At 71.4% G+C, this 21,870-nt stretch carries 16 protein-coding genes and 1 tRNA gene; 12 read left to right on the plus strand and 5 right to left on the minus strand.

The annotated features are described in order from the left end of the window. Window positions 1-33: 33 nt before the first annotated feature. Window positions 34-1,911, minus strand: a complete 1,878-nt coding sequence (locus ACWDVG_RS02270; protein WP_451695321.1) for a lytic transglycosylase domain-containing protein — start codon at window positions 1,909-1,911, stop codon at window positions 34-36. A 231-nt stretch (window positions 1,912-2,142) separates the two neighbouring features. On the opposite strand from ACWDVG_RS02270, the gene ACWDVG_RS02275 reads away from it, so the two are divergent. Then, entirely contained in the window at window positions 2,143-3,126 is a 984-nt protein-coding gene (locus ACWDVG_RS02275) for a DUF4184 family protein (RefSeq protein WP_451695323.1), read from the plus strand. Window positions 3,127-3,164: 38 nt separating this feature from the next. Here the strand turns inward: ACWDVG_RS02275 and polA are convergent, their stop codons facing one another. Then, complete coding sequence (gene polA, locus ACWDVG_RS02280; protein WP_451695325.1) at window positions 3,165-5,885, minus strand: DNA polymerase I; 2,721 nt, start codon at window positions 5,883-5,885, stop codon at window positions 3,165-3,167. Between the two features lie 122 nt (window positions 5,886-6,007). Between polA and ACWDVG_RS02285 the strand changes: the two genes are divergently transcribed. From ACWDVG_RS02285 to ACWDVG_RS02325, 9 genes are all read left to right on the plus strand, one after another. Then, window positions 6,008-8,290: an FdhF/YdeP family oxidoreductase gene (locus tag ACWDVG_RS02285; RefSeq protein ID WP_451695327.1), complete on the plus strand. Its 2,283-nt coding sequence runs from the start codon at window positions 6,008-6,010 to the stop codon at window positions 8,288-8,290. Between the two features lie 74 nt (window positions 8,291-8,364). Next, window positions 8,365-8,865, plus strand: a complete 501-nt coding sequence (locus ACWDVG_RS02290; protein ID WP_451695328.1) for a PaaI family thioesterase — start codon at window positions 8,365-8,367, stop codon at window positions 8,863-8,865. A 185-nt stretch (window positions 8,866-9,050) separates the two neighbouring features. Next, window positions 9,051-9,935 (plus strand): trypsin-like serine protease, encoded by an 885-nt coding sequence (locus ACWDVG_RS02295; protein ID WP_451695330.1) that lies wholly within the window; start codon window positions 9,051-9,053, stop codon window positions 9,933-9,935. After that, window positions 9,932-10,399, plus strand: coding sequence for a hypothetical protein (locus ACWDVG_RS02300; protein WP_451695332.1), 468 nt, complete (start codon window positions 9,932-9,934; stop codon window positions 10,397-10,399). Before ACWDVG_RS02295 ends, ACWDVG_RS02300 begins: the two co-directional genes overlap by 4 nt. A 438-nt stretch (window positions 10,400-10,837) precedes the next feature. Further along, window positions 10,838-12,079: a branched-chain amino acid ABC transporter substrate-binding protein gene (locus tag ACWDVG_RS02305; RefSeq protein ID WP_451695334.1), complete on the plus strand. Its 1,242-nt coding sequence runs from the start codon at window positions 10,838-10,840 to the stop codon at window positions 12,077-12,079. A 107-nt stretch (window positions 12,080-12,186) separates the two neighbouring features. After that, complete coding sequence (locus ACWDVG_RS02310; RefSeq protein ID WP_451695336.1) at window positions 12,187-13,119, plus strand: branched-chain amino acid ABC transporter permease; 933 nt, start codon at window positions 12,187-12,189, stop codon at window positions 13,117-13,119. Next, on the plus strand, window positions 13,116-14,858 hold the full coding sequence (locus ACWDVG_RS02315) for a branched-chain amino acid ABC transporter permease (RefSeq protein ID WP_451695338.1): 1,743 nt from the start codon (window positions 13,116-13,118) through the stop codon (window positions 14,856-14,858). Before ACWDVG_RS02310 ends, ACWDVG_RS02315 begins: the two co-directional genes overlap by 4 nt. 5 nt (window positions 14,859-14,863) lie before the next feature. Continuing rightward, window positions 14,864-15,907, plus strand: a complete 1,044-nt coding sequence (locus ACWDVG_RS02320) for an ABC transporter ATP-binding protein (protein WP_451695341.1) — start codon at window positions 14,864-14,866, stop codon at window positions 15,905-15,907. Further along, a complete protein-coding gene (locus ACWDVG_RS02325) occupies window positions 15,904-16,620 on the plus strand; it encodes an ABC transporter ATP-binding protein (RefSeq protein ID WP_451695343.1) in 717 nt (238 codons plus the stop codon). The genes ACWDVG_RS02320 and ACWDVG_RS02325 overlap by 4 nt, the downstream gene beginning before the upstream one ends. Before the next feature lie 118 nt (window positions 16,621-16,738). Here the strand turns inward: ACWDVG_RS02325 and ACWDVG_RS02330 are convergent, their stop codons facing one another. After that, window positions 16,739-17,392 (minus strand): ANTAR domain-containing response regulator, encoded by a 654-nt coding sequence (locus tag ACWDVG_RS02330; RefSeq protein WP_309052391.1) that lies wholly within the window; start codon window positions 17,390-17,392, stop codon window positions 16,739-16,741. Between the two features lie 115 nt (window positions 17,393-17,507). Here ACWDVG_RS02330 and ACWDVG_RS02335 point away from each other — a divergent pair. Further along, window positions 17,508-17,580, plus strand: a tRNA-Leu gene (locus ACWDVG_RS02335). Between the two features lie 71 nt (window positions 17,581-17,651). On the opposite strand, the gene pyk is transcribed toward ACWDVG_RS02335, so the two are convergent. Then, complete coding sequence (gene pyk / locus ACWDVG_RS02340; RefSeq protein ID WP_451695345.1) at window positions 17,652-19,079, minus strand: pyruvate kinase; 1,428 nt, start codon at window positions 19,077-19,079, stop codon at window positions 17,652-17,654. A gap of 146 nt (window positions 19,080-19,225) precedes the next feature. Further along, a complete protein-coding gene (locus tag ACWDVG_RS02345) occupies window positions 19,226-19,909 on the minus strand; it encodes an SIMPL domain-containing protein (protein ID WP_451695347.1) in 684 nt (227 codons plus the stop codon). A 158-nt stretch (window positions 19,910-20,067) separates the two neighbouring features. On the opposite strand from ACWDVG_RS02345, the gene ACWDVG_RS02350 reads away from it, so the two are divergent. Beyond that, on the plus strand, window positions 20,068-21,864 hold the full coding sequence (locus ACWDVG_RS02350; protein WP_451695349.1) for a bifunctional metallophosphatase/5'-nucleotidase: 1,797 nt from the start codon (window positions 20,068-20,070) through the stop codon (window positions 21,862-21,864). Window positions 21,865-21,870: the final 6 nt, after the last annotated feature.

Raw genomic sequence — 21,870 nt, forward strand, 5'->3', positions numbered from 1 at the left:
TGGTGCGCGGCGCCCGGCGCGGGCGCGAGGGGGTCAGGCCGTGGGCGAGGCCGTGGCCTCGGGCGTGCCGCTCGTCGAGGGCGTCGGTCCCGTGGACGGGTCCGTCGACGGCTCCGTGGTGGGCGGCGGGGTCGTCGGCGTGGTCGGGGGCGTCGTCGGCGGAGTCGTCGGCTCGGGGGCCTTGACCGTGAGGGTGATCCGCTCGGTGCCGCCGCCGGGGGCGGTGAGCAGCAGCACGTACTCGCCGGCCTTCTCGCCCGCGAACAGCGACGCGACGGAGACGAGCCCGTTCTCGTCGGTCTTGAGGACGACCGTCCGCACCGGGTTGCCCGCCGCGTCCTTGGAGAAGTACGGGCCGTCGACGCTCTCCGCCGTGGTGGTGGTGGAGTCGGTGATCACGGCGGTGACGGACACGCCGGGGGCGACCGCGCCGCCTTCGGTCGCCCTGACCTTCACCCGCTGGGTGTAGGCGGTGCCGGTGGTGGCCGACAGCGGGTCGCCTGCGACGCGGGCGAGGGCGTCGGCCTTGCGGACGGTGACCGTCGCGGTGAAGTCGGCGGCCAGGGCGGTCCGGCCGACGACGGTGGCGCGGACGGTGAAGGTGCCGGTCTTCGTCCCGGCGCGCAGGGCGGGGGCGACCGCGAGGCCGTTCGTGCCGGTGGTGACCGTGGCCTCGGCGGCGCCGCCGGGGAAGCGGCTGTCCGTGGTGCCGACGATCTGGAAGCGGACGCGGAGTCCGGCGACGGGCTTGCCCGCCGCGTCGACGGCCGCCGCGGTGACGGCCGTGGCGAACGTGGCCTCGGTGGGTGCCGTGAGCGGCGCGGCGGCGGCGTTGCGCAGGCGGGTGACCTTCTGCGTCGGCGGCACGGCCGGGTCGATCGCCGGCGGCTTGCTCGGCGTCGTGGGGGAGGTCGGGGTGGTCGGCTTCGTCGGCGTGGTCGGGGGCGTCGTCGGGGGCGTGGTCGGCGACGGGCCGGTCGACGAGGGCGTGGTCGTGCCGGGCGACGGGTGGTTCGGGAAGGGGGTGAACGGCAGCGTCGGAAGGGGCCGGTTGCCGCGGCCGGTACGGTCGCTGCGGTCGATGGGCAGCACGCCCGCGCCGTCGGGGACCTGGTGGGTGCCCCGGTTGTAGTACTCGAACCAGGAGAGGACGGTGTTCAGGTACTCCGTCGAGCGGTTGTAGCTGAGGATCGCCCGGTCGAGGTCGGCCTTGAGCGCGAGGTTGCGGTCGTTCGCGCAGAGGTAGAGCCCCGCTGCCTGCGCCGCGTCGTAGATGTTGTTGGGGTCCCTCTTCCCGTCGCCGTTGGCGTCCTGGCCCCAGGTGGCCCAGGTGGACGGGATGAACTGCATCGGGCCGACGGCCCGGTCGTGGACGCGGTCGCCGTCGAAGGCGCCGTCGTCGGTGTCCGAGATGTTGGCGAAGCCGACGCCGTTGAGAACGGGGCCGAGGATCGGCGAGAACGTGGTGCCGTTGGCGTCGACGCGGCCGCCGCGGGCCTGCCCGGACTCGACCTTGCCGATGCCGGCGAGCAGCTGCCAGGGGAGGTTGCAGCCGGGGTTCGTCGAGCGGATCGACTGCTCGGCGCGCTGATAGGCGGCGAGGACGGTCGCGGGTATGCCGGCCTCGGCGGGGCCGGTGACGACCGGCAGGTTGGGCGTGGGGGCACCGGGCTTGTTCGGGGTGTTCAGCGGCGGCAGGTCGGTGTAGTACGGCGAGTCGCCGGTGGCCGAGCCGTCGCCCGAGGGCGAGGTGGTCTCTCCGGCGCCGACGGCGCGGTCGCCTCCGGCGTTGTCCGTGCCGGCCGGGACGGTGTCCGGTGCCTGCGAGGCCGCGAGCGCCGCGACGGCCGCGGCGACCACCGCTCCGCTGGTGGCCCCCCTGCGCAGTCGGCGGCCGAATTGCGCTGCCATACCTCTGGTCCCCTCCCCATCGACTGCCCCGCACGCTCCCCGCGTGCGGCCTCCGGCGACCTTATGTCAACTCCGTACCGGCGGGTACCGGGCCCTGACCGTGTTTCACGGTTTCGTCACCTCTTGGTCGCCTCCGGATCGGCGGGTTCCGCGGCGGCCGGAACCGGCGGCGCGCTCCGCGCCCTCTTGCACACTGATCGTCGTCGCCACCGGACCGAGGGAGAGCTCCCGTTGCCGTTCACGTTGAGTCATGCCGCCGCCGTGCTGCCCGCGCTGCGCCGGAACGGGACGGGGCGGGGGCCGCTGCTCGCCTGCGCGCTGGTCACGGGCTCCTTCGCTCCCGACATGACCTACTTCGCGGCCACCGCGGTGCCGGGGGCGATGGCCTTCGGTGACGTCACGCACTCCCCCGTCGGGATCGTCACGGTCGACGTGCTCCTCGCGGCGGCCCTGGTGGGGTTGTGGCTGGTGGTGCGCGAGCCGCTCGTGGCGCTGCTGCCCTCACGGTGGCGGGGGCGGGTGTACGGGCTGGTGCGCGGGGAGGCCTGGCGGGAGCGCCGTCCGGCCGCGCTCGTGGGGTGGTTCGCGCTCTGCGCGGCGCTCGGGGCGACGACGCACGTCGTCTGGGACACCTTCACGCACATCGACCGGTGGGGGACGCGGACCATCCCGTTCCTCGGCGAGGTGGTGGCGGGGTTCCCGGTCTACCAGTACGCGCAGTACGGGGGTTCGGCGCTGGCGCTCGGGCTGATGGGCTGGTTCGCGGTGCGGGCCCTGCGGTCGGCTCCCGAGCTCGCGCTGCCGGAGCGGGTGCCGGTGCCGGAGCGGCGCGGCCGGTTCGTCGCGTACGGCCTGCTCGGCGGATGCGTCCTGGCCGGGATCGCCCACCGGGTGCTGCGCTGGGCCGCGTACTGGGGCTGGGGCCGGATCGAGGACCCGCTCGACATCGTTCCGACGGCCTGCTTCGGGGCGGGCGCGGGGCTCGCCGTCGGGCTCGTGCTGTACGGGACGGGTGCGCGGCTGTGGGCCGCGCGCGCCCGCGGCGGCGACCGGACCGGAGGCGCGAGCCGGACCGATGACGGGACCGACGGCACGGACCGGACCGGCGACCGGACCGGCGACCGGACCGGCGGCGCGGGCCGGGGCCCGGCGGCGGAGACGACGGCGCCCTCCCGGAGGGGTCCGGGAGGGCGCCGTACCGGCAGCAGGGTCTGAGCGCGGCCGGCCGAGTGTGAGCAACAGGCGGTGGTGGGTCAGTGCGCCGCCGAGTCCCAGTCGGGGCCGACGCCCACGGAGACGTCGAGCGGGGCACGCAGGTCGGCCGCGGCGGACATCTGCTCGCGGACCAGGGCCTCCACCTGCTCGCGCTCGCCGGGGGCGAGTTCGAGCACGATTTCGTCGTGGACCTGGAGGAGCATCCGGGAGGCGAGGCCCGCCTCGGTCAGCGCCCGGTCGACGCCCAGCATGGCGACCTTGACGATGTCGGCGGCGGTGCCCTGGATCGGGGCGTTGAGCGCCATCCGCTCGGCCGCCTCCCGGCGCTGGCGGTTGTCGCTGTTGAGGTCCGGCAGGTAGCGGCGGCGGCCCAGCATCGTCTCGGTGTACCCGGTGGCGCGGGCCTCGTCGACGACCCGGCGGAGGTAGTCGCGCACCCCGCCGAAGCGCTCGAAGTAGGTGTCCATCAGGCCGCGGGCCTCGGCCGGTTCGATGTTCAGCTGCTGCGAGAGGCCGAACGCGGAGAGGCCGTACGCCAGGCCGTACGACATGGCCTTGATCTTGCGGCGCATCTCGGCGTCGACGGCGGACCGCTCGACCCCGAAGACCTGGGAGGCGACGGTGGTGTGGAGGTCCTCGCCGGAGGTGAAGGCCTCGATGAGGCCCTCGTCCTCGGAGAGGTGGGCCATGACGCGCAGTTCGATCTGGCTGTAGTCGGCGGTCATGAGGGCTTCGAAGCCCTCCCCCACGACGAAGCCGTGCCGGATGGCGCGGCCCTCGTCCGTCCGCACCGGCACGTTCTGCAGGTTGGGGTCGGTGGAGGAGAGCCGGCCGGTGGCGGCGACGGTCTGGCTGAAGGTGGTGTGGATGCGGCCGTCGGCGGCGATCGTCTTGATCAGACCCTCGACGGTGGAGCGGAGCCGGGCCTGCTCGCGGTGGCGGAGCATGATCACGGGCAGCTCGTGCTCGGTCTGCTGGGCGAGCCAGGCGAGCGCGTCGGCGTCCGTCGTGTAGCCGGTCTTGGTCTTCTTGGTCTTCGGCAGGTTCAGCTCGCCGAAGAAGACCTCCTGGAGCTGCTTGGGCGAGCCGAGGTTGAACTCGTGGCCGACGGAGGCGTGCGCCTCCTTCACCGCCTGCTGCACGGCGCCCGCGAACTGCTGCTCCATGGCCTCCAGGTGGTCGCGGTCGGCGGCGATGCCGTGCCGCTCCAGTCGGGCGAGGAGGGCTGAGGTGGGCAGCTCCACGTCGTGGAGGAGGTCGCGGGCGCCGACCTCGCCGAGCCGCTCGTGGAACGCGTCGCCCAGGTCGAGGACGGCCCGCGCCTGGCTCATGAGGGCCTCGGCCTCGGCGGTGTCGTCGGCGCCGAAGGCGAGCTGTCCGTCGGCGGCGGCCGCCGGGGCGAGCTCGCGGCCGAGGTACTCGACGGAGAGCGCGTCGAGCGCGAAGGAGCGCCGGCCGGGCTTGACGAGGTAGGCGGCGAGGGCGGTGTCCATGGTGACGCCCGCGACGCTCCAGCCGTGCTCGGGGAAGACCCGCATGGCGGCCTTGGCGTTGTGCATGACCTTGGGGCGGTCCGGGTCGGCGATCCACGCGGCCCAGGCCCGCTCGTCGGCCTCGTCGATCGCGCTGGGGTCGAACCAGGCGGCTGCTCCCCCGGCGGCGGCGAGGGCGATCTCGGAGACGTTCCCCGTGCCGAGCGCCCAGGTGTCGACGGTGGCGACGCCGAGGGGCTGCTCGCCGTGGGCGGCGAGCCAGGGGGCGAGCTCGCCCGCGCCGAGGACGGTGAAGTCGAGGGCGAGGCCCGCGGCCGGGGCGGGGGCGGTCTCCTCGGCGGTGCCGGGGTCGACAGCGAGGAGCCGCTCGCGCAGCGAGGGGTTGCGGATCTCCAGGGTGTCGAGGACGAGCGCGACGGCCGTGCGGTCGTACGGCTCGCGGGCGAGGTCGGCGACGGTCTTCGGCAGCTCGACGTCCCGGACCATCTCGGTGAGGCGGCGGTTGAGCCGGACCGACTCCAGGTGGTCGCGGAAGTTCTGGCCGGCCTTGCCCTTGACCTCGTCGGCGCGCTCGACCAGCTCGGCGAAGGAGCCGAACTGGTTGATCCACTTGGCGGCGGTCTTCTCGCCGACGCCGGGGATGCCCGGGAGGTTGTCGGACGGGTCGCCCCGCAGGGCGGCGAAGTCGGGGTACTGCGAGGGGCTCAGGCCGTACTTCTCCTGGACCTTCTCCGGGGTGAACCGGGTCAGCTCGGAGACGCCCTTGGTGGGATAGAGCACGGTGGTGTGGTCGCTGACCAGCTGGAAGGAGTCGCGGTCACCGGTGACGATCAGGACCTCGAAGCCCTCGGCCTCGGCCTGGGTGGCGAGCGTGGCGATGACGTCGTCCGCCTCGTACCCGTCGACGGCGAAGCGCGGCGCGTGCATGGCGTCGAGGAGCTCGCCGATCAGCTCGACCTGCCCCTTGAACTCGTCGGGGGTCTTCGAGCGGTTCGCCTTGTACTCGGGGAACTCCTCCGACCGCCAGGTCTTGCGCGACACGTCGAACGCCACGGCGAAGTGCGTGGGCGCCTCGTCGCGGAGCGTGTTCGCCAGCATCGAGGCGAATCCGTAGATCGCGTTCGTCGGCTGCCCGGTCGCGGTGGTGAAGTTCTCCGCGGGCAGCGCGAAGAACGCGCGGTACGCCAGGGAGTGCCCGTCCATGAGCATGAGGCGCGGGCGGTTCGCTTCGGTCTTCTCGGTCTTCTTCGATGCTGTCTCGGCCACGGAACGATCCTCCCACGCCCCACTGACATTCCCGGTCGCACCGGTCGGGGTGGGGGGCTGTCGGCGGCACGTGACAGGATCGGAGACGTACGCCACAGGTTCACCGCTCAAGGGAGAGCGCGATGGTCAGCAAGCCGCCCGCCGGCGACCCGGTCCAGGACGCACCGACGGTCACGCCGCCGCAGCACGCCGCCGCCGGCCTCCCCGCGATCGGGCACACCCTGCGGATCGCCCAGGAGCAGATGGGCGTGCGGCGCACGGCCCGGACGCTCCTCAAGGTCAACCAGAAGGACGGCTTCGACTGTCCGGGCTGCGCCTGGCCCGAGGCCGACAAGCGGCACGTGGCGGAGTTCTGCGAGAACGGGGCGAAGGCGGTCGCCGAGGAGGCGACGCTGCGCCGGGTGACGCCCGCGTTCTTCGCCGCGCACCCGGTGGCCGATCTGGCGACCCGCAGCGGGTACTGGCTGGGGCAGCAGGGCCGGATCACCGAGCCGATGCTGCTGCCCGAGGGCGGCGACCGCTACGAGCCGGTGACCTGGGAGCGGGCGTTCGAGATCGTCGCCGAGGAGCTGCGGGCCCTGGACTCCCCGGACGAGGCGCTCTTCTACACCTCGGGGCGCACCAGCAACGAGGCCGCGTTCCTGCTCCAGCTCTTCGCCCGCGAGTTCGGCACCAACAACCTGCCCGACTGCTCCAACATGTGCCACGAGTCGTCCGGCTCGGCGCTCGTCGAGACGATCGGCATCGGCAAGGGCAGCGTCTCCCTGGAGGACCTGCACCGGGCGGACCTGATCATCGTGGCCGGGCAGAACCCGGGGACGAACCACCCGCGGATGCTCTCCGCCCTGGAGAAGGCGAAGGCCGGCGGTGCGCGGATCATCTCCGTGAACCCGCTGCCCGAGGCCGGCCTGGAGCGGTTCAAGAACCCGCAGACACCGCAGGGCATGCTCAGGGGCGCGGCGCTCACCGACCTCTTCCTGCAGATCCGCATCGGCGGCGACCAGGCCCTCTTCCGGCTGCTCAATCGGCTGGTCCTGGGGACGCCAGGGGCGGTCGACGAGGAGTTCGTACGGGAGCACACGCACGGGTACGAGGAGTTCGCGGCGGCCGCGGGGAAGGCGGACTGGGACGAGACGCTCGCCGCGACCGGGCTCTCGCGCGCCGAGATCGAGCGGGCCCTGGAGATGGTGCTGGCCTCCGAGCGGACGATCGTCTGCTGGGCGATGGGACTGACCCAGCACAAGCACGCGGTGGCGACCATCCGGGAGGTGGTCAACCTGCTGCTGCTCCGCGGGGCGATCGGGCGCCCCGGCGCCGGGGTGTGCCCGGTGCGCGGCCACTCGAACGTGCAGGGCGACCGCACGATGGGGATCTTCGAGCGTCCCGCGCCCGCGTTCCTCGACGCCCTCGACAAGGAGTTCGGGATCGTCTCGCCGCGTCACCACGGGTTCGACGTGGTGCGTTCCATCCAGGCGCTGCGCGACGGCGAGGCGAAGGTGTTCTTCGCGATGGGCGGCAACTTCGTCGGCGCGACCCCGGACACGGAGGTGACGGAGGCGGCGATGCGGAACGCGCGGCTGACGGTCCACGTGTCGACGAAGCTGAACCGTTCGCACGCGGTCACGGGCCGGCGGGCGCTGATCCTTCCGACGCTCGGCCGCACCGACAAGGACGTGCAGCGGAGCGGCCGGCAGTTCGTGACGGTCGAGGACTCGATGGGCCTGGTGCACGCCTCGCGCGGCAACCTGCCGCCGGCGAGCCCGCACCTGCTGTCCGAGCCGGCGATCGTCGCCCGGCTCGCGCGGGCGGTGCTCGGGGCCGGGTCGGCGACGCCGTGGGAGGAATTCGAGGCGGACTACGCGTCGATCCGGGACCGGATCGCGCGGGTGATCCCCGGCTTCGAGGACTTCAACGCGCGGCTCGCGGCGGACGCGGGCGGTTTCGCGCTGCCGCACGCCCCCCGGGACGAGCGCCGCTTCCCGACGAAGACCGGCAGGGCGAACTTCACGGCCGCGCCCGTGGAGTACCCGCGGGTGCCGGAGGGCCGGCTGCTGCTCCAGACCTTGCGGTCTCACGACCAGTACAACACCACGATCTACGGCCTCGACGACCGCTACCGGGGCATCCGGGGCGGGCGGCGGGTGGTGCTCGTGCACCCCGAGGACGCGGCGGCGCTGGGCTTCGCCGACGGGGCGTACGCGGACCTGGTGAGCGAGTGGACGGACGGCGTCGAGCGGCGGGCGCCCGGCTTCCGGGTGGTGCACTATCCGACGGCCCGGGGCTGCGCGGCGGCCTACTACCCGGAGACGAACGTGCTGGTGCCGCTGGAGTCGACGGCCGACGTCAGCAACACCCCCGCCAGCAAGTCCGTGATCGTGCGTCTGGAAGAATCCCCTTCCGCCTAAGCGTTTGCTCAGGCAGGATCAGGCAGGATCAGTACGCGGTGGAGCAGCCGTACGAAGACGAACGGAGCCCGGCCATGGGTGAGCAGCAGCACGTGACGTTCCCGCAGGAGGTCATCGACGAGTACGCCTCGCTCGGCGTCGACCTGCCGGCCCTCTTCTCGGCCGGGCACCTGGGGAACCGGATGGGCGTGCAGATCCTGGAGGCCTCGGCCGACCGCGTCGTCGGCACGATGCCGGTGGAGGGCAACACCCAGCCGTACGGTCTGCTGCACGGCGGCGCCTCCGCGGTGCTCGCCGAGACGCTGGGGTCGGTCGGCTCCATGCTGCACGGCGGGGTGTCGAAGATCGCCGTCGGCGTGGACCTGAACTGCACCCACCACCGGGGCGTACGCAGCGGCCTGGTCACGGGCGTGGCGACGCCCGTCCACCGGGGCCGGTCCACCGCCACGTACGAGATCGTCATCACGGACGAGCAGGACAAGCGGGTCTGCTCGGCCCGGCTGACCTGCCTGCTGCGCGAGGTCACCCCGCGGGACGCGGGCGTCCTGCCGGAGGCGGGCCGCGCGGAGGGCTGACGGTCTCTGCCCGGCGGGCACACGGCGACGGGGGCGGTGCGCTGACGCACCGCCCCCGTCGCCGTGCGCCCGCCGCCAACTCCCTTGTGGTGCGGCCCTCTTGCCCCGCGTCGGCTCAGCCGCTTCACTGGCGAACCTCCCCCACAGGAGAACACCCGTTCCACTCACACACCGAGGGGTTCTTCGTGACCGCCGTTCGCACCACCTCCGCGCTGACCGCCGTCACCGCCGCCGCCTGCGCCGCCGTGATCGCCACCGCGGTCCCGTCCGCAGCGATCAACTCGTACAACGCCAGCCCCGCCCCGGAGCGCACCGAGGTCGGCGCACTCGTGGCGACCTGGGACAACGACGACGACCCCGCGACGCCGGACCGGGTCGACTGGGTCTGCTCGGGCACCATGATCGACGCGGACACCTTCCTGACGGCCGCCCACTGCACCACGGACTGGCCGGAGAACGTCCGCTTCTACGTCTCGCTCGACCAGGACGTGCAGACGGGCCTCGACCGGGGGGCCGCCGAGCACCCCGGGGACCCGGCGGCGGTCGCACGGAGCGTGGCCGTCGAGGGCACGGCCCACAACCACCCCGCCTATCCGGGCCCGGCGTCCGACACCCACGACATCTCGGTGATCGAACTGCCCGCGAAGGCCGTCGCGGCCCGCTGGTCCTTCACCCCGGCGACGCTGCCGAAGGCCGGGGCGCTCGACGCGCTCGGCCCCCGGGGCCTGAACGACACGTCCTTCCTGGTCGCGGGGTACGGCACCCAGGAGGCGCGGCGCGGGCCGGGCGGGCACACGCACCCCGGCGGCGGCGTCCGCATGAAGGCGCCCGTCACCTTCGAGGCGCTCAACGAGGCCTGGGTCCGGCTGGGCATGACGGCCCCGCAGGGCAACGGCGGCGCCTGCTACGGCGATTCGGGCGGCCCCAACTTCGCCGTGCTGGGCGGACGGCTGACCCTGGTGGCCACCACGATCACGGGCGACACGCCCTGTTACGCCACCAACGTCACCTACCGGCTGGACTCGGCCGGTGCCCGCTCCTTCCTGAAGCCGTTCGTCCGACTCCCTTGATCCGTCGGGGAGTTGGCCCGGCCGGGGCCGCGCTCGTCGCGGTCCTCGCCGGGCTGGCCCCGGCCGTGGCGACGGGCTGCGACGCGCCGCCGGAGCAGCCCGCGCCCCGGGTCGCCACGCCCGCGGACATCTGCGCGCGCCTGGTGTCGTACTGGGTGCGGGAAGCCCTGGAGGGCAGCCCCTGGGCAGGGCTCGACTGGGAACAGAAGGGGCTCTCCAACGAGCAGTACGCGATCCACGACGAGGTCCTCCTCGCGGCGCGGGCGGAGGAGCGGCGCGCGGGGCGGACGGCCGCGGCGGAGCTCGCCGACCGGGAGTCGCGGCGACGCTGCGAGGCGGCGAAGGGGGCGACGGGAAGCTCGGAGAACTGGCGCCCGCCCGACGCCTGGACCACCCCGCCGGGCTCCCCCGGGGAGCCCTCGCGGCCGGGTGCGAGCGACGGTTCCCGGCCACCTGCTTCGTAACGCTGCGTAACACTCCTGCAATGTGGGACACCGGGGCACGGATCATGTCGTCCGTCCGCTGACACAAAGCGCAGTGTCCGATATCCGGAGAGTCCCCGGAGGGGCCCGTCAGGAGCATGATCCGCTCAAGCCCCTTAGCGGAACTGCGGGTTCTCACGATGTGAACACCGCGGTACCGACCGCTTCGCCCCGTTTTGCCCACCCGACGCACACGGGTTCCGCCCGTCGGCATAACAAGACAGTCACATCATGTCCCCGGCGCTCCCCGACCCTCCCCACCTGCGCTTAGAGTCACCGCCAGTCACCGCGCCGCCGGGCGCCTCCACTGCACGGCCCGCTTCACCCCGTACGGCCCGGCATCGAAAACGGCACCTCTAGCTTCACAGCTTCACGGCACCGCCTCAGCTCGAGGGGGCCGCGCCAGGGAAAGGATTCTTCGTGCGACACCGTTCACTCCTCATCCTCACCAGCGTGCTCACGACGGGTGCGCTCACCCTCACCGCCTGCGGTTCGCGCGACGACAAGGGCTCCGGCGACGGGAACGGCAACGGTGGCGGCACCACGACCGTCGTCATCGGCGTCGACGCGCCGCTGACCGGTTCCCTCTCCGCCCTCGGCCAGGGCATCAAGAACTCGGTGGACCTGGCGGTCAAGACCGCCAACAAGAACAACGAGGTCCCCGGCGTCACGTTCAAGATCGAGGCCCTGGACGACCAGGCCGTCCCCGCCTCCGGCCAGGCCAACGCCACCAAGCTGGTCGGCAACAAGGACGTCCTCGGCGTCGTCGGCCCGCTGAACTCCGGCGTCTCCCAGCAGATGCAGGGCGTCTTCGCGGCCGCCAACCTGGCCCAGGTCTCCCCGGCCAACACCAACCCGGCGCTGAGCCAGGGCGACAACTGGGGCAAGGGCGAGTACAAGCGTCCGTTCGCGACCTACTTCCGCACCGCCGCCACCGACGTGGTCCAGGGCAAGTTCGCCGCCCAGTACCTCTTCAAGGACGCCGGCAAGAAGAAGGTCTTCGTCGTCGACGACAAGCAGACCTACGGCGCCGGCCTCGCCGCGATCTTCTCCGCGGAGTTCGAGCGCCTCGGCGGCAAGGTCGTCGCGACCGACCACGTCACCGTGAAGGAGACCGACTTCTCCTCCACCGCCGACAAGGTCAAGTCCTCCGGCGCCGACTCCGTCTACTTCGGCGGCCAGTACCCCGAGGGCGGCCTGCTCTCCGACCAGATCAAGAAGACCGGCGCCAAGGTCCCGGTCATGGGCGGCGACGGCATCTACGACCCGGCCTTCATCACGGCCTCGGCCGAGGCCAACGACGGTGACCTCGCCACCTCGATCGGTTACCCGGTCGAGAAGCTCGACACCGCCAAGAAGTTCATCGCGGACTACAACGCGGGCGGCTACAAGGACCCGTACGCGGCCTACGGCGGCTACTCCTACGACGCCGGCTGGGCGATCATCCAGGCCGTCAAGGCCGTCGTCCAGGCCAACGGCGGCAAGGTCCCGACCGACGCCCGCGCCAAGGTGACCGAGGCCCTCGGCAAGGTCTCCTTCGACGGCGTCACCGGCAAGGTCTCCTTCGACGAGTACGGCGACACCACCAACAAGCAGCTCACGGTCTACAAGGTCGAGGGCGGCAAGTGGGTCGACGTCAAGAGCGACACGTTCAACCAGTAATCCCCGGCACCCCTGACGGGGCCCGCTTCATCTGAACCACACCGCGCGAGGGCGCAAACAGCGCCCTCGCGCGGAGTCTTATCCGACAAGCTCATCGGAGGCCTGCGGTGAACGAACTGCCGCAACAGCTGGTCAACGGCCTTTCCATGGGAGCCCTCTATGGCCTCGTCGCCATCGGCTACACCATGGTCTACGGCATCGTCCAGCTCATCAACTTCGCCCACGGCGAGATCTTCATGATCGGCGGCTTCGGCGCCCTCACCACCTATCTGTGGCTCCCCGGCGGAACCCCTCTCCTGGTGGCGATACCGCTCATGATCATCGGTGGCGCGATCGCCTCCGTGGCCGTCGCGACCGCCGCCGAACGGTTCGCGTACCGACCGCTGCGCACTGCCCCCAAACTCGCTCCGCTGATCACGGCCATCGGCCTCTCGATCGCGCTCCAGCAGCTGGTCTGGGGCTTCTACCCGAACGCGAAGGACAAGCGCAGCTTCCCCGAGTTCACCGGTGAGGCCTTCAAGATCACCGAGAACCTGCAGATCCAGCGCGCCGACCTCTTCGTCCTCGTCCTCGCCCCGCTCTGCATGCTGGCCCTCGGCGTCTTCGTCTCCAAGAGCCGCAGCGGCCGCGCCATGCAGGCCACCGCGCAGGACCCGGACACCGCGAAGCTGATGGGCATCAACACCGACCGCATCATCGTGATGGCCTTCGCCATCGGTGCCGCGTTCGCCGCCGTCGCCGCCGTCGCGTACGGCCTGGAGCGCGGTCAGATCGGCTTCGAGATGGGCTTCATCCTCGGCCTCAAGGCGTTCACCGCGGCCGTCCTCGGCGGCATCGGGAACATCTACGGCGCCATGGTCGGCGGTGTGGTCCTCGGCCTCGCCGAGTCCCTGTCCATCGCCTACATCGAGGACATCCCCGGCATGCAGCAGCTCGGCGGCGGTGCCTGGTCCAACGTGTGGGCCTTCGTCCTCCTCATCCTCGTGCTCCTCGTGCGGCCCCAGGGCCTGCTGGGCGAGCGCGTCGCGGACAGGGCGTGAGCACCATGACCGAGAACCTCACCAAGACCCCGGCCGCCCCGAAGGCCGCCGGACCGCTCTGGGCCGTCGTCGGCGGCAGCCTCGCCACCGTCGCCAGCGCCTTCCTCGCCTGGACGTGGACCACCGCCTTCCCGGGCAACCTCACGCTGTACGGCTACCCCGCGCCGCTCCAGATGCTCACCCTGGTCGGGGCCGCCCTCACCGCCCTGCACGCGCTCTCCGCGCTGGGCGTCAAGGGCCTCGGCTGGCTGACCCCGGCCGGTGCCCGCAAGGCCGTGTGGATCCTGGCCCTCGGCACCTTCGCCACCACCCTCTTCACCGCGCTCGCCATCATCTGGGAGCTCGGCGCCCTGGTGGACCTGGAGCCCGGTGCCGGCGTGGCCGTCCTGGCCTCCGGCGCGACCGCCTTCCTCGCGTACAAGCTGCCCGACGACAGCCGCAAGGCCGCCCCTGCCAAGCAGCTGCCCTCCTGGGTCGAGATCCTGATCATCGTCGGGGTCTTCGCCCTCGGGCTCTTCGTCGTCACCTTCGGCATCGACACCGACGACTCGGAGCCGCAGCTCTTCATCGCGTACCTGATCCTCGTCGGCTTCGCCGCCGTCGCGCTGATCAAGTCCGGTCTCACCCAGCGGCTCTCCGCGATCACCGCGCGGAACCGCCAGGTGGCCGTGACCGCGTCGCTGGTCGCCGCGATCGCCTTCCCGTTCATCCAGCAGAGCGGCGACACGTACACGCTGATCGCGGTCAACATCCTGATCTTCGCGACCGTCGCGCTCGGCCTGAACATCGTCGTCGGTCTCGCCGGTCTGCTCGACCTCGGTTACGTCGCCTTCCTCGGCGTCGGCGCGTACACCGCGGCCCTGGTCTCCGGCGCCACCTCCTCCGCGTTCGGCGTGCAGTTCCCCTTCTGGGCGGCGGCGCTGACCGGCATGGCGGCCTCGCTGGTCTTCGGCGTGGTCATCGGCGCCCCGACCCTGCGGCTGCGCGGCGACTACCTCGCCATCGTGACCCTCGGCTTCGGTGAGATCTTCCGCATCGCGATGGGCAACCTCGACGGCACCTCGGGCCCGAAGATTACCAACGGCCCGAACGGCATCCCGAACATCCCGCACCTGGAGTTCTTCGGGTACAACTTCGGCAAGCCGCACACCGTCCTCGGCGTGGAGCTGGGCGCGTACGCCAACTACTACCTGCTCATGATCCTGATCATGGCGCTGGTCGTGCTGGTCTTCGCCCGTGCGAGCAACAGCCGCATCGGCCGCGCCTGGGTCGCGATCCGCGAGGACGAGACCGCCGCCACGGCCATGGGCATCAACGGCTTCCGGGTCAAGCTCATCGCCTTCGCCCTCGGCGCGGCCCTGGCCGGCCTCGCGGGCACGGTGCAGGCGCACGTCAATACCACGGTGGTCCCGGAGAACTACGTGTTCGCCGGCCCCGTCCCGCCGAACTCCGCCTTCCTGCTCGCGGCCGTCATCCTCGGCGGCATGGGCACGATCAGCGGCCCGATCGTCGGCTCCGCGCTGCTCTTCCTGATCCCGGCCAAGCTCCAGTTCATGCAGGACTACCAGCTGCTCTGCTTCGGCGTCGCACTGATCCTGCTGATGCGCTTCCGCCCCGAGGGCCTCATCGCCAACAAGCGGGCGCAGCTGGAATTCCACGAGAACGACGACCAGGTCGGCGTACCGGAACAGCGACGGTCCGATGACACGGGCGTCGGTACGGCGAAGGCAGGGGCGTGAAAGCCATGACGACCACCACCACGGAAAGCGCCAAGGGCACCGCCACGGCCGCCACCGTCCTGGACGCGAGCGGGGTCACGATGCGCTTCGGCGGTCTGACCGCCGTCCGCGGCGTCGACCTGACCGTCCGCGAGGGCGAGATCGTCGGCCTGATCGGCCCCAACGGCGCCGGGAAGACGACCTTCTTCAACTGCCTGACCGGTCTGTACGTGCCCACCGAGGGCCAGGTCAGCTACAAGGGGACGGTCCTGCCGCCGAAGCCGCACCTGGTCACCCAGGCCGGCATCGCCCGTACCTTCCAGAACATCCGCCTCTTCTCCAACATGACCGTCCTGGAGAACGTCCTCGTCGGACGGCACACCCGGACCAAGGAGGGCCTGTGGTCCGCGCTCCTGCGCGGTCCCGGCTTCAGGAAGGCGGAGGCCGCCTCGCACGAACGGGCCATGGAACTCCTGGAGTTCGTCGGCCTGGCGAGCAAGGCGGAGCACCTGGCGCGCAACCTGCCGTACGGCGAGCAGCGCAAGCTGGAGATCGCCCGCGCCCTCGCCAGCGACCCCGGTCTGCTGCTGCTCGACGAGCCGACGGCCGGCATGAACCAGAGCGAGACCCGCACCACCGAGGAGCTGGTCTTCGCGATCCGCGACCGCGGCATCGCGGTCCTGGTCATCGAGCACGACATGAAGTTCATCTTCAAGCTGTGCGACCGGGTCGCCGTGCTCGTCCAGGGCGAGAAGCTCGTCGAGGGCACGTCCGAGGTCGTCCAGGGCGACGAGCGCGTCGTCGCCGCGTACCTCGGTACGCCGTACGAGGGTGCCCCGGGCGCGGAGGAGGCCGCCGAGGTCGAGGCCGCCGAGGCCCACGCGGCCGAGGCAGCGGCGCCCGCGGCGCCCAAGGCCGGAAAGGCCGAGGAGCCCGAGGCCGCAGAGGCCGAGGACGCCGAGGAGCCCGAGGCCGCAGAGGCCGAGGAGTCCGACGCCTCCGACGACACCCCCGCCGACGCGGTCCCGGCCGCCGACGCGGACAGCACCACCGAAGGAGACTCCAAGTGACCGCGCTTCTGGAGGTCCAGGACCTCAGGGTCGCCTACGGCAAGATCGAGGCCGTCAAGGGCATCTCCTTCTCCGTCGAGAAGGGCCAGGTCGTCGCCCTGATCGGCACCAACGGCGCCGGCAAGACCACGACGCTGCGCACCCTCTCGGGTCTGCTCAAGCCCACCGGGGGCACCATCACCTTCGACGGCCAGGTGCTCAACGGCATCCCGGCCCACAAGGTGGTCTCCCTGGGCCTCGCGCACTCCCCCGAGGGCCGGCACATCTTCCCGCGGCTCTCCATCGAGGAGAACCTCCAGCTCGGCGCCTTCCTGCGGAGCGACAAGGACGGCATCGCGCGGGACATCCAGAAGGCCTACGACCTCTTCCCGATCCTGGGCGAGCGTCGCAAGCAGGCCGCGGGCACCCTGTCCGGCGGTGAGCAGCAGATGCTGGCGATGGGCCGTGCCCTGATGTCCCAGCCCAAGCTGCTGATGCTGGACGAGCCCTCGATGGGTCTCTCGCCGATCATGATGCAGAAGATCATGGAGACCATCGCGGCGCTGAAGGCCGAGGGCATGACGATCCTGCTCATCGAGCAGAACGCGCAGGCCGCGCTCTCGCTCGCGGACCAGGCGTACGTGCTGGAGGTCGGCACGATCAAGCTGTCCGGCACCGGGCAGGACCTCCTCGTCAACGACGACGTCCGCAAGACGTACCTCGGCGAGGAGTAACGGCCCGCACGGAGACGAGAAGGCCCGCCCCGCAGCGTCGCGGGGCGGGCCTTCTTCCGTGCGGATGCTCCGTGCGGATGTCCGTGCGTACGTCGGTGCGTACGGAGGGACGTGGGGGCTACTGCCCCTTGGCGGCCTTCTTCTCCTCGGCGTCCTCGATGACGGCCTCGGCGACCTGCTGCATCGACATGCGGCGGTCCATCGAGGTCTTCTGGATCCAGCGGAAGGCGGCCGGCTCGGTCAGGCCGTACTGGGTCTGGAGGATCGACTTGGCGCGGTCGACCAGCTTGCGGGTCTCCAGGCGCTGGGAGAGGTCGGCGACCTCCTTCTCCAGGGCGCGCAGTTCGGCGAAGCGGGAGACGGCCATCTCGATGGCCGGGACCACGTCGCTCTTGCTGAAGGGCTTCACCAGGTACGCCATGGCGCCGGCGTCCCGCGCGCGCTCGACGAGTTCGCGCTGGGAGAAGGCGGTCAGCATGAGGACCGGGGCGATGGACTCGCCGGCGATCTTCTCGGCCGCCGAGATGCCGTCGAGGACGGGCATCTTGACGTCGAGGATGACCAGGTCGGGGCGGTGCTCTCGGGCGAGCTCGACGGCGGTGGCACCGTCGCCCGCCTCGCCGACGACCGTGTAGCCCTCTTCCTCGAGCATCTCTTTCAGGTCGAGGCGGATGAGCGCCTCGTCCTCGGCGATGACGACACGGGTCGTCAGCGGCGGGACGTGCGACGCTTCGGCGTCGTCGGCGGGCTGGGGCGACTCGGGGGCGGTCACGCGGGCTCCTCGTTCGATGGCCTCGTCCGGAGGCGGATACAGCTCCCCATGAGCCTACCTACCTCCTGTAAGGTAGGGGCACAACGGGTGATCACCGACCTTCATTTCGAAGGATGCCCCGGTAGCCCAGCGGAAGAGGCAGTGGTCTCAAACACCATACAGCGTGGGTTCGAATCCCACCCGGGGCACTTTACCTTTGATTCCAAGGAATGAGACCTTGGCGCCCGAGGTGAGCGCCGTGACGGTCCGTCCCCGTGTCCTAGCCGAGCGCGTCGCCGATGTGGTGGACGCGCACGAGGTTGGTCGAGCCCGCGACACCGGGCGGAGAGCCGGCCGTGATGACGACGACGTCCCCCTTCCGGCAGCGGCCGATCCGCAGCAGTTCCTCGTCCACCTGCGCGACCATGGCGTCCGTCGAGTCGACGTGCGGGCCGAGGAAGGTCTCCACGCCCCACGTCACGTTCAGCTGGCTGCGGGTCGCCGGGTCCGGTGTGAAGGCCAGCAGCGGGATCGGCGAGCGGTAGCGGGAGAGCCGCCGGACCGTGTCGCCGGACTGCGTGAAGGCGACCAGGAACTTCGCCTCCAGGAAGTCGCCCATCTCGGCGGCAGCGCGCGCGACGGCACCGCCCTGGGTTCGGGGCTTGTTCCGCTCCGTCAGCGGCGGCAGGCCCTTGGCGAGGACGTCCTCCTCCGCCGCCGCGACGATCCGGCTCATCGTGCGGACGGTCTCGACCGGGTAGCGGCCGACACTGGTCTCGCCGGAGAGCATCACCGCGTCGGTGCCGTCGATGACGGCGTTGGCGACGTCGGAGGCCTCGGCGCGGGTGGGCCGGGAGTTCTCGATCATCGAGTCGAGCATCTGGGTGGCGACGATGACCGGCTTGGCGTTCCGCTTGGCGAGCTTGACCGCGCGCTTCTGGACGATCGGCACCTGCTCCAGGGGCATCTCGACGCCCAGGTCGCCGCGGGCGACCATGATGCCGTCGAAGGCGGCGACGATCTCCTCGATGTTCTCGACGGCCTGCGGCTTCTCGATCTTGGCGATGACGGGGAGCCTGCGGCCCTCCTCGTCCATGATCCGGTGGACGTCCTCGATGTCCCGGGCGCTGCGGACGAAGGAGAGGGCGATGACGTCCGCGCCGGTGCGCAGGGCCCAGCGGAGGTCCTCGACGTCCTTCTCCGAGAGGGCCGGCACGGAGACGGCGACGCCCGGCAGGTTGAGGCCCTTGTGGTCGGAGACCATGCCGCCCTCGACGACCAGGGTGTGGACGTGGGGCCCGTCGACCGAGGTGACCTCCAGGGTGACGCGGCCGTCGTCGACGAGGATGCGCTCGCCGGCGGTGACGTCCTGGGCGAGCCCGGGGTAGGTCGTCCCGCAGCGGTGGCGGTCGCCCTCCGTCGGCTCGACGGTGATGGTGAACTCGTCGCCGCGTTCAAGGAGTACGGGCCCCTCGCGGAAACGGCCGAGGCGAATCTTCGGGCCTTGAAGGTCCGCGAGGACTCCGACGCTGCGGCCGGTCTCGTCGGAGGCCTTGCGGACGCGCTGGTAGCGCTCCTCGTGCTCCGCGTACGTGCCGTGGCTGAGATTGAGGCGTGCCACGTCCATTCCGGCCTCGATCAACGCCTTGATCTGGTCGTACGTTTCGGTGGCGGGCCCAAGGGTACAAACGATTTTCGCTCGGCGCATGGGTCGAGCCTAGGGCTTACCCATCAGTAGCGAAGCGGTCGGACATGACCACCCAACAACCTTTCCGTGAAAGGCTGTTGACAAGACTTGAATCTGTGCACCGGAGTGCTCCGATGAGCGTTTTTCGCGCCCCGGGACCGCCCGTCTCAGAGTGCGGGCGGCAGCATCGTGAACCGCGCCACGACCTCGGCGGTCACCGTCTGCCGCTGCGGTTCGAGGTCCAGCGGCGGGGTCTCCGCCACTCCCTCCGCCGCGTAGGCCACGGCCGCCGCGCCGAAGGCCGCGCGCCTCGGCATCGGCGGCTCCGCGAGCCCCGCGTCCGACAGTTCGAGGAGTGAGGCGAGCGAGGTGCCGAGCGCCTCCGCGTAGGCGCGGGCCCGCTGGACCGCCTCCGTCACCGCGAGCCTGCGCGCCTCCGCGTACGCCGGGGAGTCGGGCCGCAGGCACCACCAGGGCCCCTCCACGCTCGTCAGCTCCAGGTCCGCGAGGCGGGGCACCAGCTCGCCGAGCACGGTGAAGTCGGCCACCTCGGCCGTGACCCGCACCCGGCCCACGTACGCCTGCACCCGCTCGCCCCGGCCCTTGCGGGTCAGCTCGGGGGAGATCGAGAAGCTGCCGGTCTCCAGCTTCTCGACGGCGGGGCCCTGGGCCTTGAGGAGGTCGAGGACGCGGGCGTTGCGCCGGGTCAGGTCCGCGAGCGCGGTCGACCGGTCGGTGCCCCGCGCGGTCACCGCCACCCAGACGCGGGCCAGCTCGGGGTCCACCTCCAGGCGGCCCTCCCCACGGACCGTCACCTGCGGGGCGTCCGAGTGCGGCTGCGGAATCGTCACGGTGGTTCCTCCGGGGGGGCTCGGCGGGCACGTGTGTCACCGAACACTTTCCCACTCCGTAACCGCAAGGGGCTGTTGCGACCGTGATGCCTGGGCCAGAATCTACGCGCGTTGTGCGCCACCCACCGGCGACGACGCCGATCGAACAAGGAGAGCACATGCCGTTGAACCGCCGGACGTTCCTGGAGAGCTCCGTCGCCGTCGGAGCCGGAGCCGCCCTGACGGCCGGGGTCGCCGCCCCCGCCGAGGCCCACGGACACCGCCCCAAGCCGGCCAAGCGGTACTCCTTCACCGTCATGGGCACCACCGACCTGCACGGCAACGTCTTCAACTGGGACTACTTCACGGACAAGGAGTTCGACGACAAGGCGCACAACGACGTCGGCCTCGCCAAGATCTCCACCCTCGTCGACCGGGTCCGCGCGGCCAAGGGCCGCCGCAACACCCTCCTCATCGACGCCGGCGACACCATCCAGGGCACCCAGCTGTCCTACTACTACGCCAAGGTCGACCCCATCACGAAGACCGGCGGCCCGGTCCACCCGATGGCCCAGGCCATGAACGCCATCGGCTACGACGCCGCCGCGCTCGGCAACCACGAGTTCAACTACGGCATACCGGTCCTGCGCAAGTTCGAGGAGCAGTGCGACTTCCCGCTGCTCGGCGCCAACGCGCTCGACGCCAAGACCCTTCGCCCGGCCTTCCCGCCGTACAGCATGCACCGCCTGCGCACCCCCCACGGCAAGGACGTCCGGGTCGCCGTGCTCGGCCTGACCAACCCCGGCATCGCCATCTGGGACAAGGCGAACGTCAGCGGCAGGATGGTCTTCCCCGGCCTGGAGGAGCAGGCCGCGACGTGGGTGCCCAAGCTGCGCTCCATGGGCGCCGACGTCGTGATCGTCTCCGCGCACTCCGGCTCCAGCGGCACCTCCTCGTACGGTGACCAGCTCCCGCACATCGAGAACGCCGCCGGGCTCGTCGCCGAGCAGGTGCCGGGCATCGACGCCATCCTCGTCGGCCACGCCCACACCGAGATCCCCGAGTACCGGGTGAAGAACAAGGAGACCGGCCGCGACGTCGCGCTCTCCGAGCCGCTCAAGTGGGGCCAGCGGCTCACCCTCTTCGACTTCGACCTGGTGTGGGAGAAGGGCCGCTGGACCGTCGAGAAGGTCGGCGCGCAGGTCCTCAACTCCAACACGGTCGAGGAGGACCCGAAGATCACCGGGCTCCTCGCGGACGAGCACGAGAAGGTCGTCGCCTACGTCAACCAGGTCATCGGCACCTCCACCGCCGCCATGGCCACGGCCGACGCGCCGTGGAAGGACGAGCCGATCATCGACCTGATCAACACCGTCCAGGCGGAGACCGTGAAGGCCGCCCTCGCCGGCGGCGCGTACGCGGACCTCCCGGTGCTCTCGCAGGCCTCCTGCTTCTCCCGCACCGCCCGCATCCCGGCCGGCCGGGTCACCATCAAGGACGCCGCGGGCCTCTACCCCTTCGAGAACACCCTGGAAGCCCGGCTGATGACCGGCGCCCAGCTGAAGGAGTACCTGGAGTACTCGGCGAAGTACTACGTGCGGACTCCGGCGGGCGCGCCCGTGGACCCGGCGAAGCTGACCAACGCGGACGGCACCCCGGACTACAACTACGACGCCGTCTCCGGCCTGACCTACGACATCGACATCGCCCAGCCGGTCGGCTCGCGGATCGTGAACCTGTCCTTCGCGGGCGCGCCCCTCGACCCGGCGGCGCGGTTCGTGCTCGCCGTCAACAACTACCGGGCGAGCGGCGGCGGCGCGTTCCCGCACGTCGCCGGCGCCCCGCAGCTGTGGGCCGACTCGGACGAGATCCGCAACACCATCATCCAGTGGGTCCGGGCCAAGGGCACCGTGGACCCGGGGCAGTTCGCGTCCGTGGACTGGAAGCTGACCCGGGACGGCGTGCCGGTCTTCTAGAGGGCG

The sequence above is a fragment of the Streptomyces sp. NPDC003327 genome, assembly GCF_053589515.1.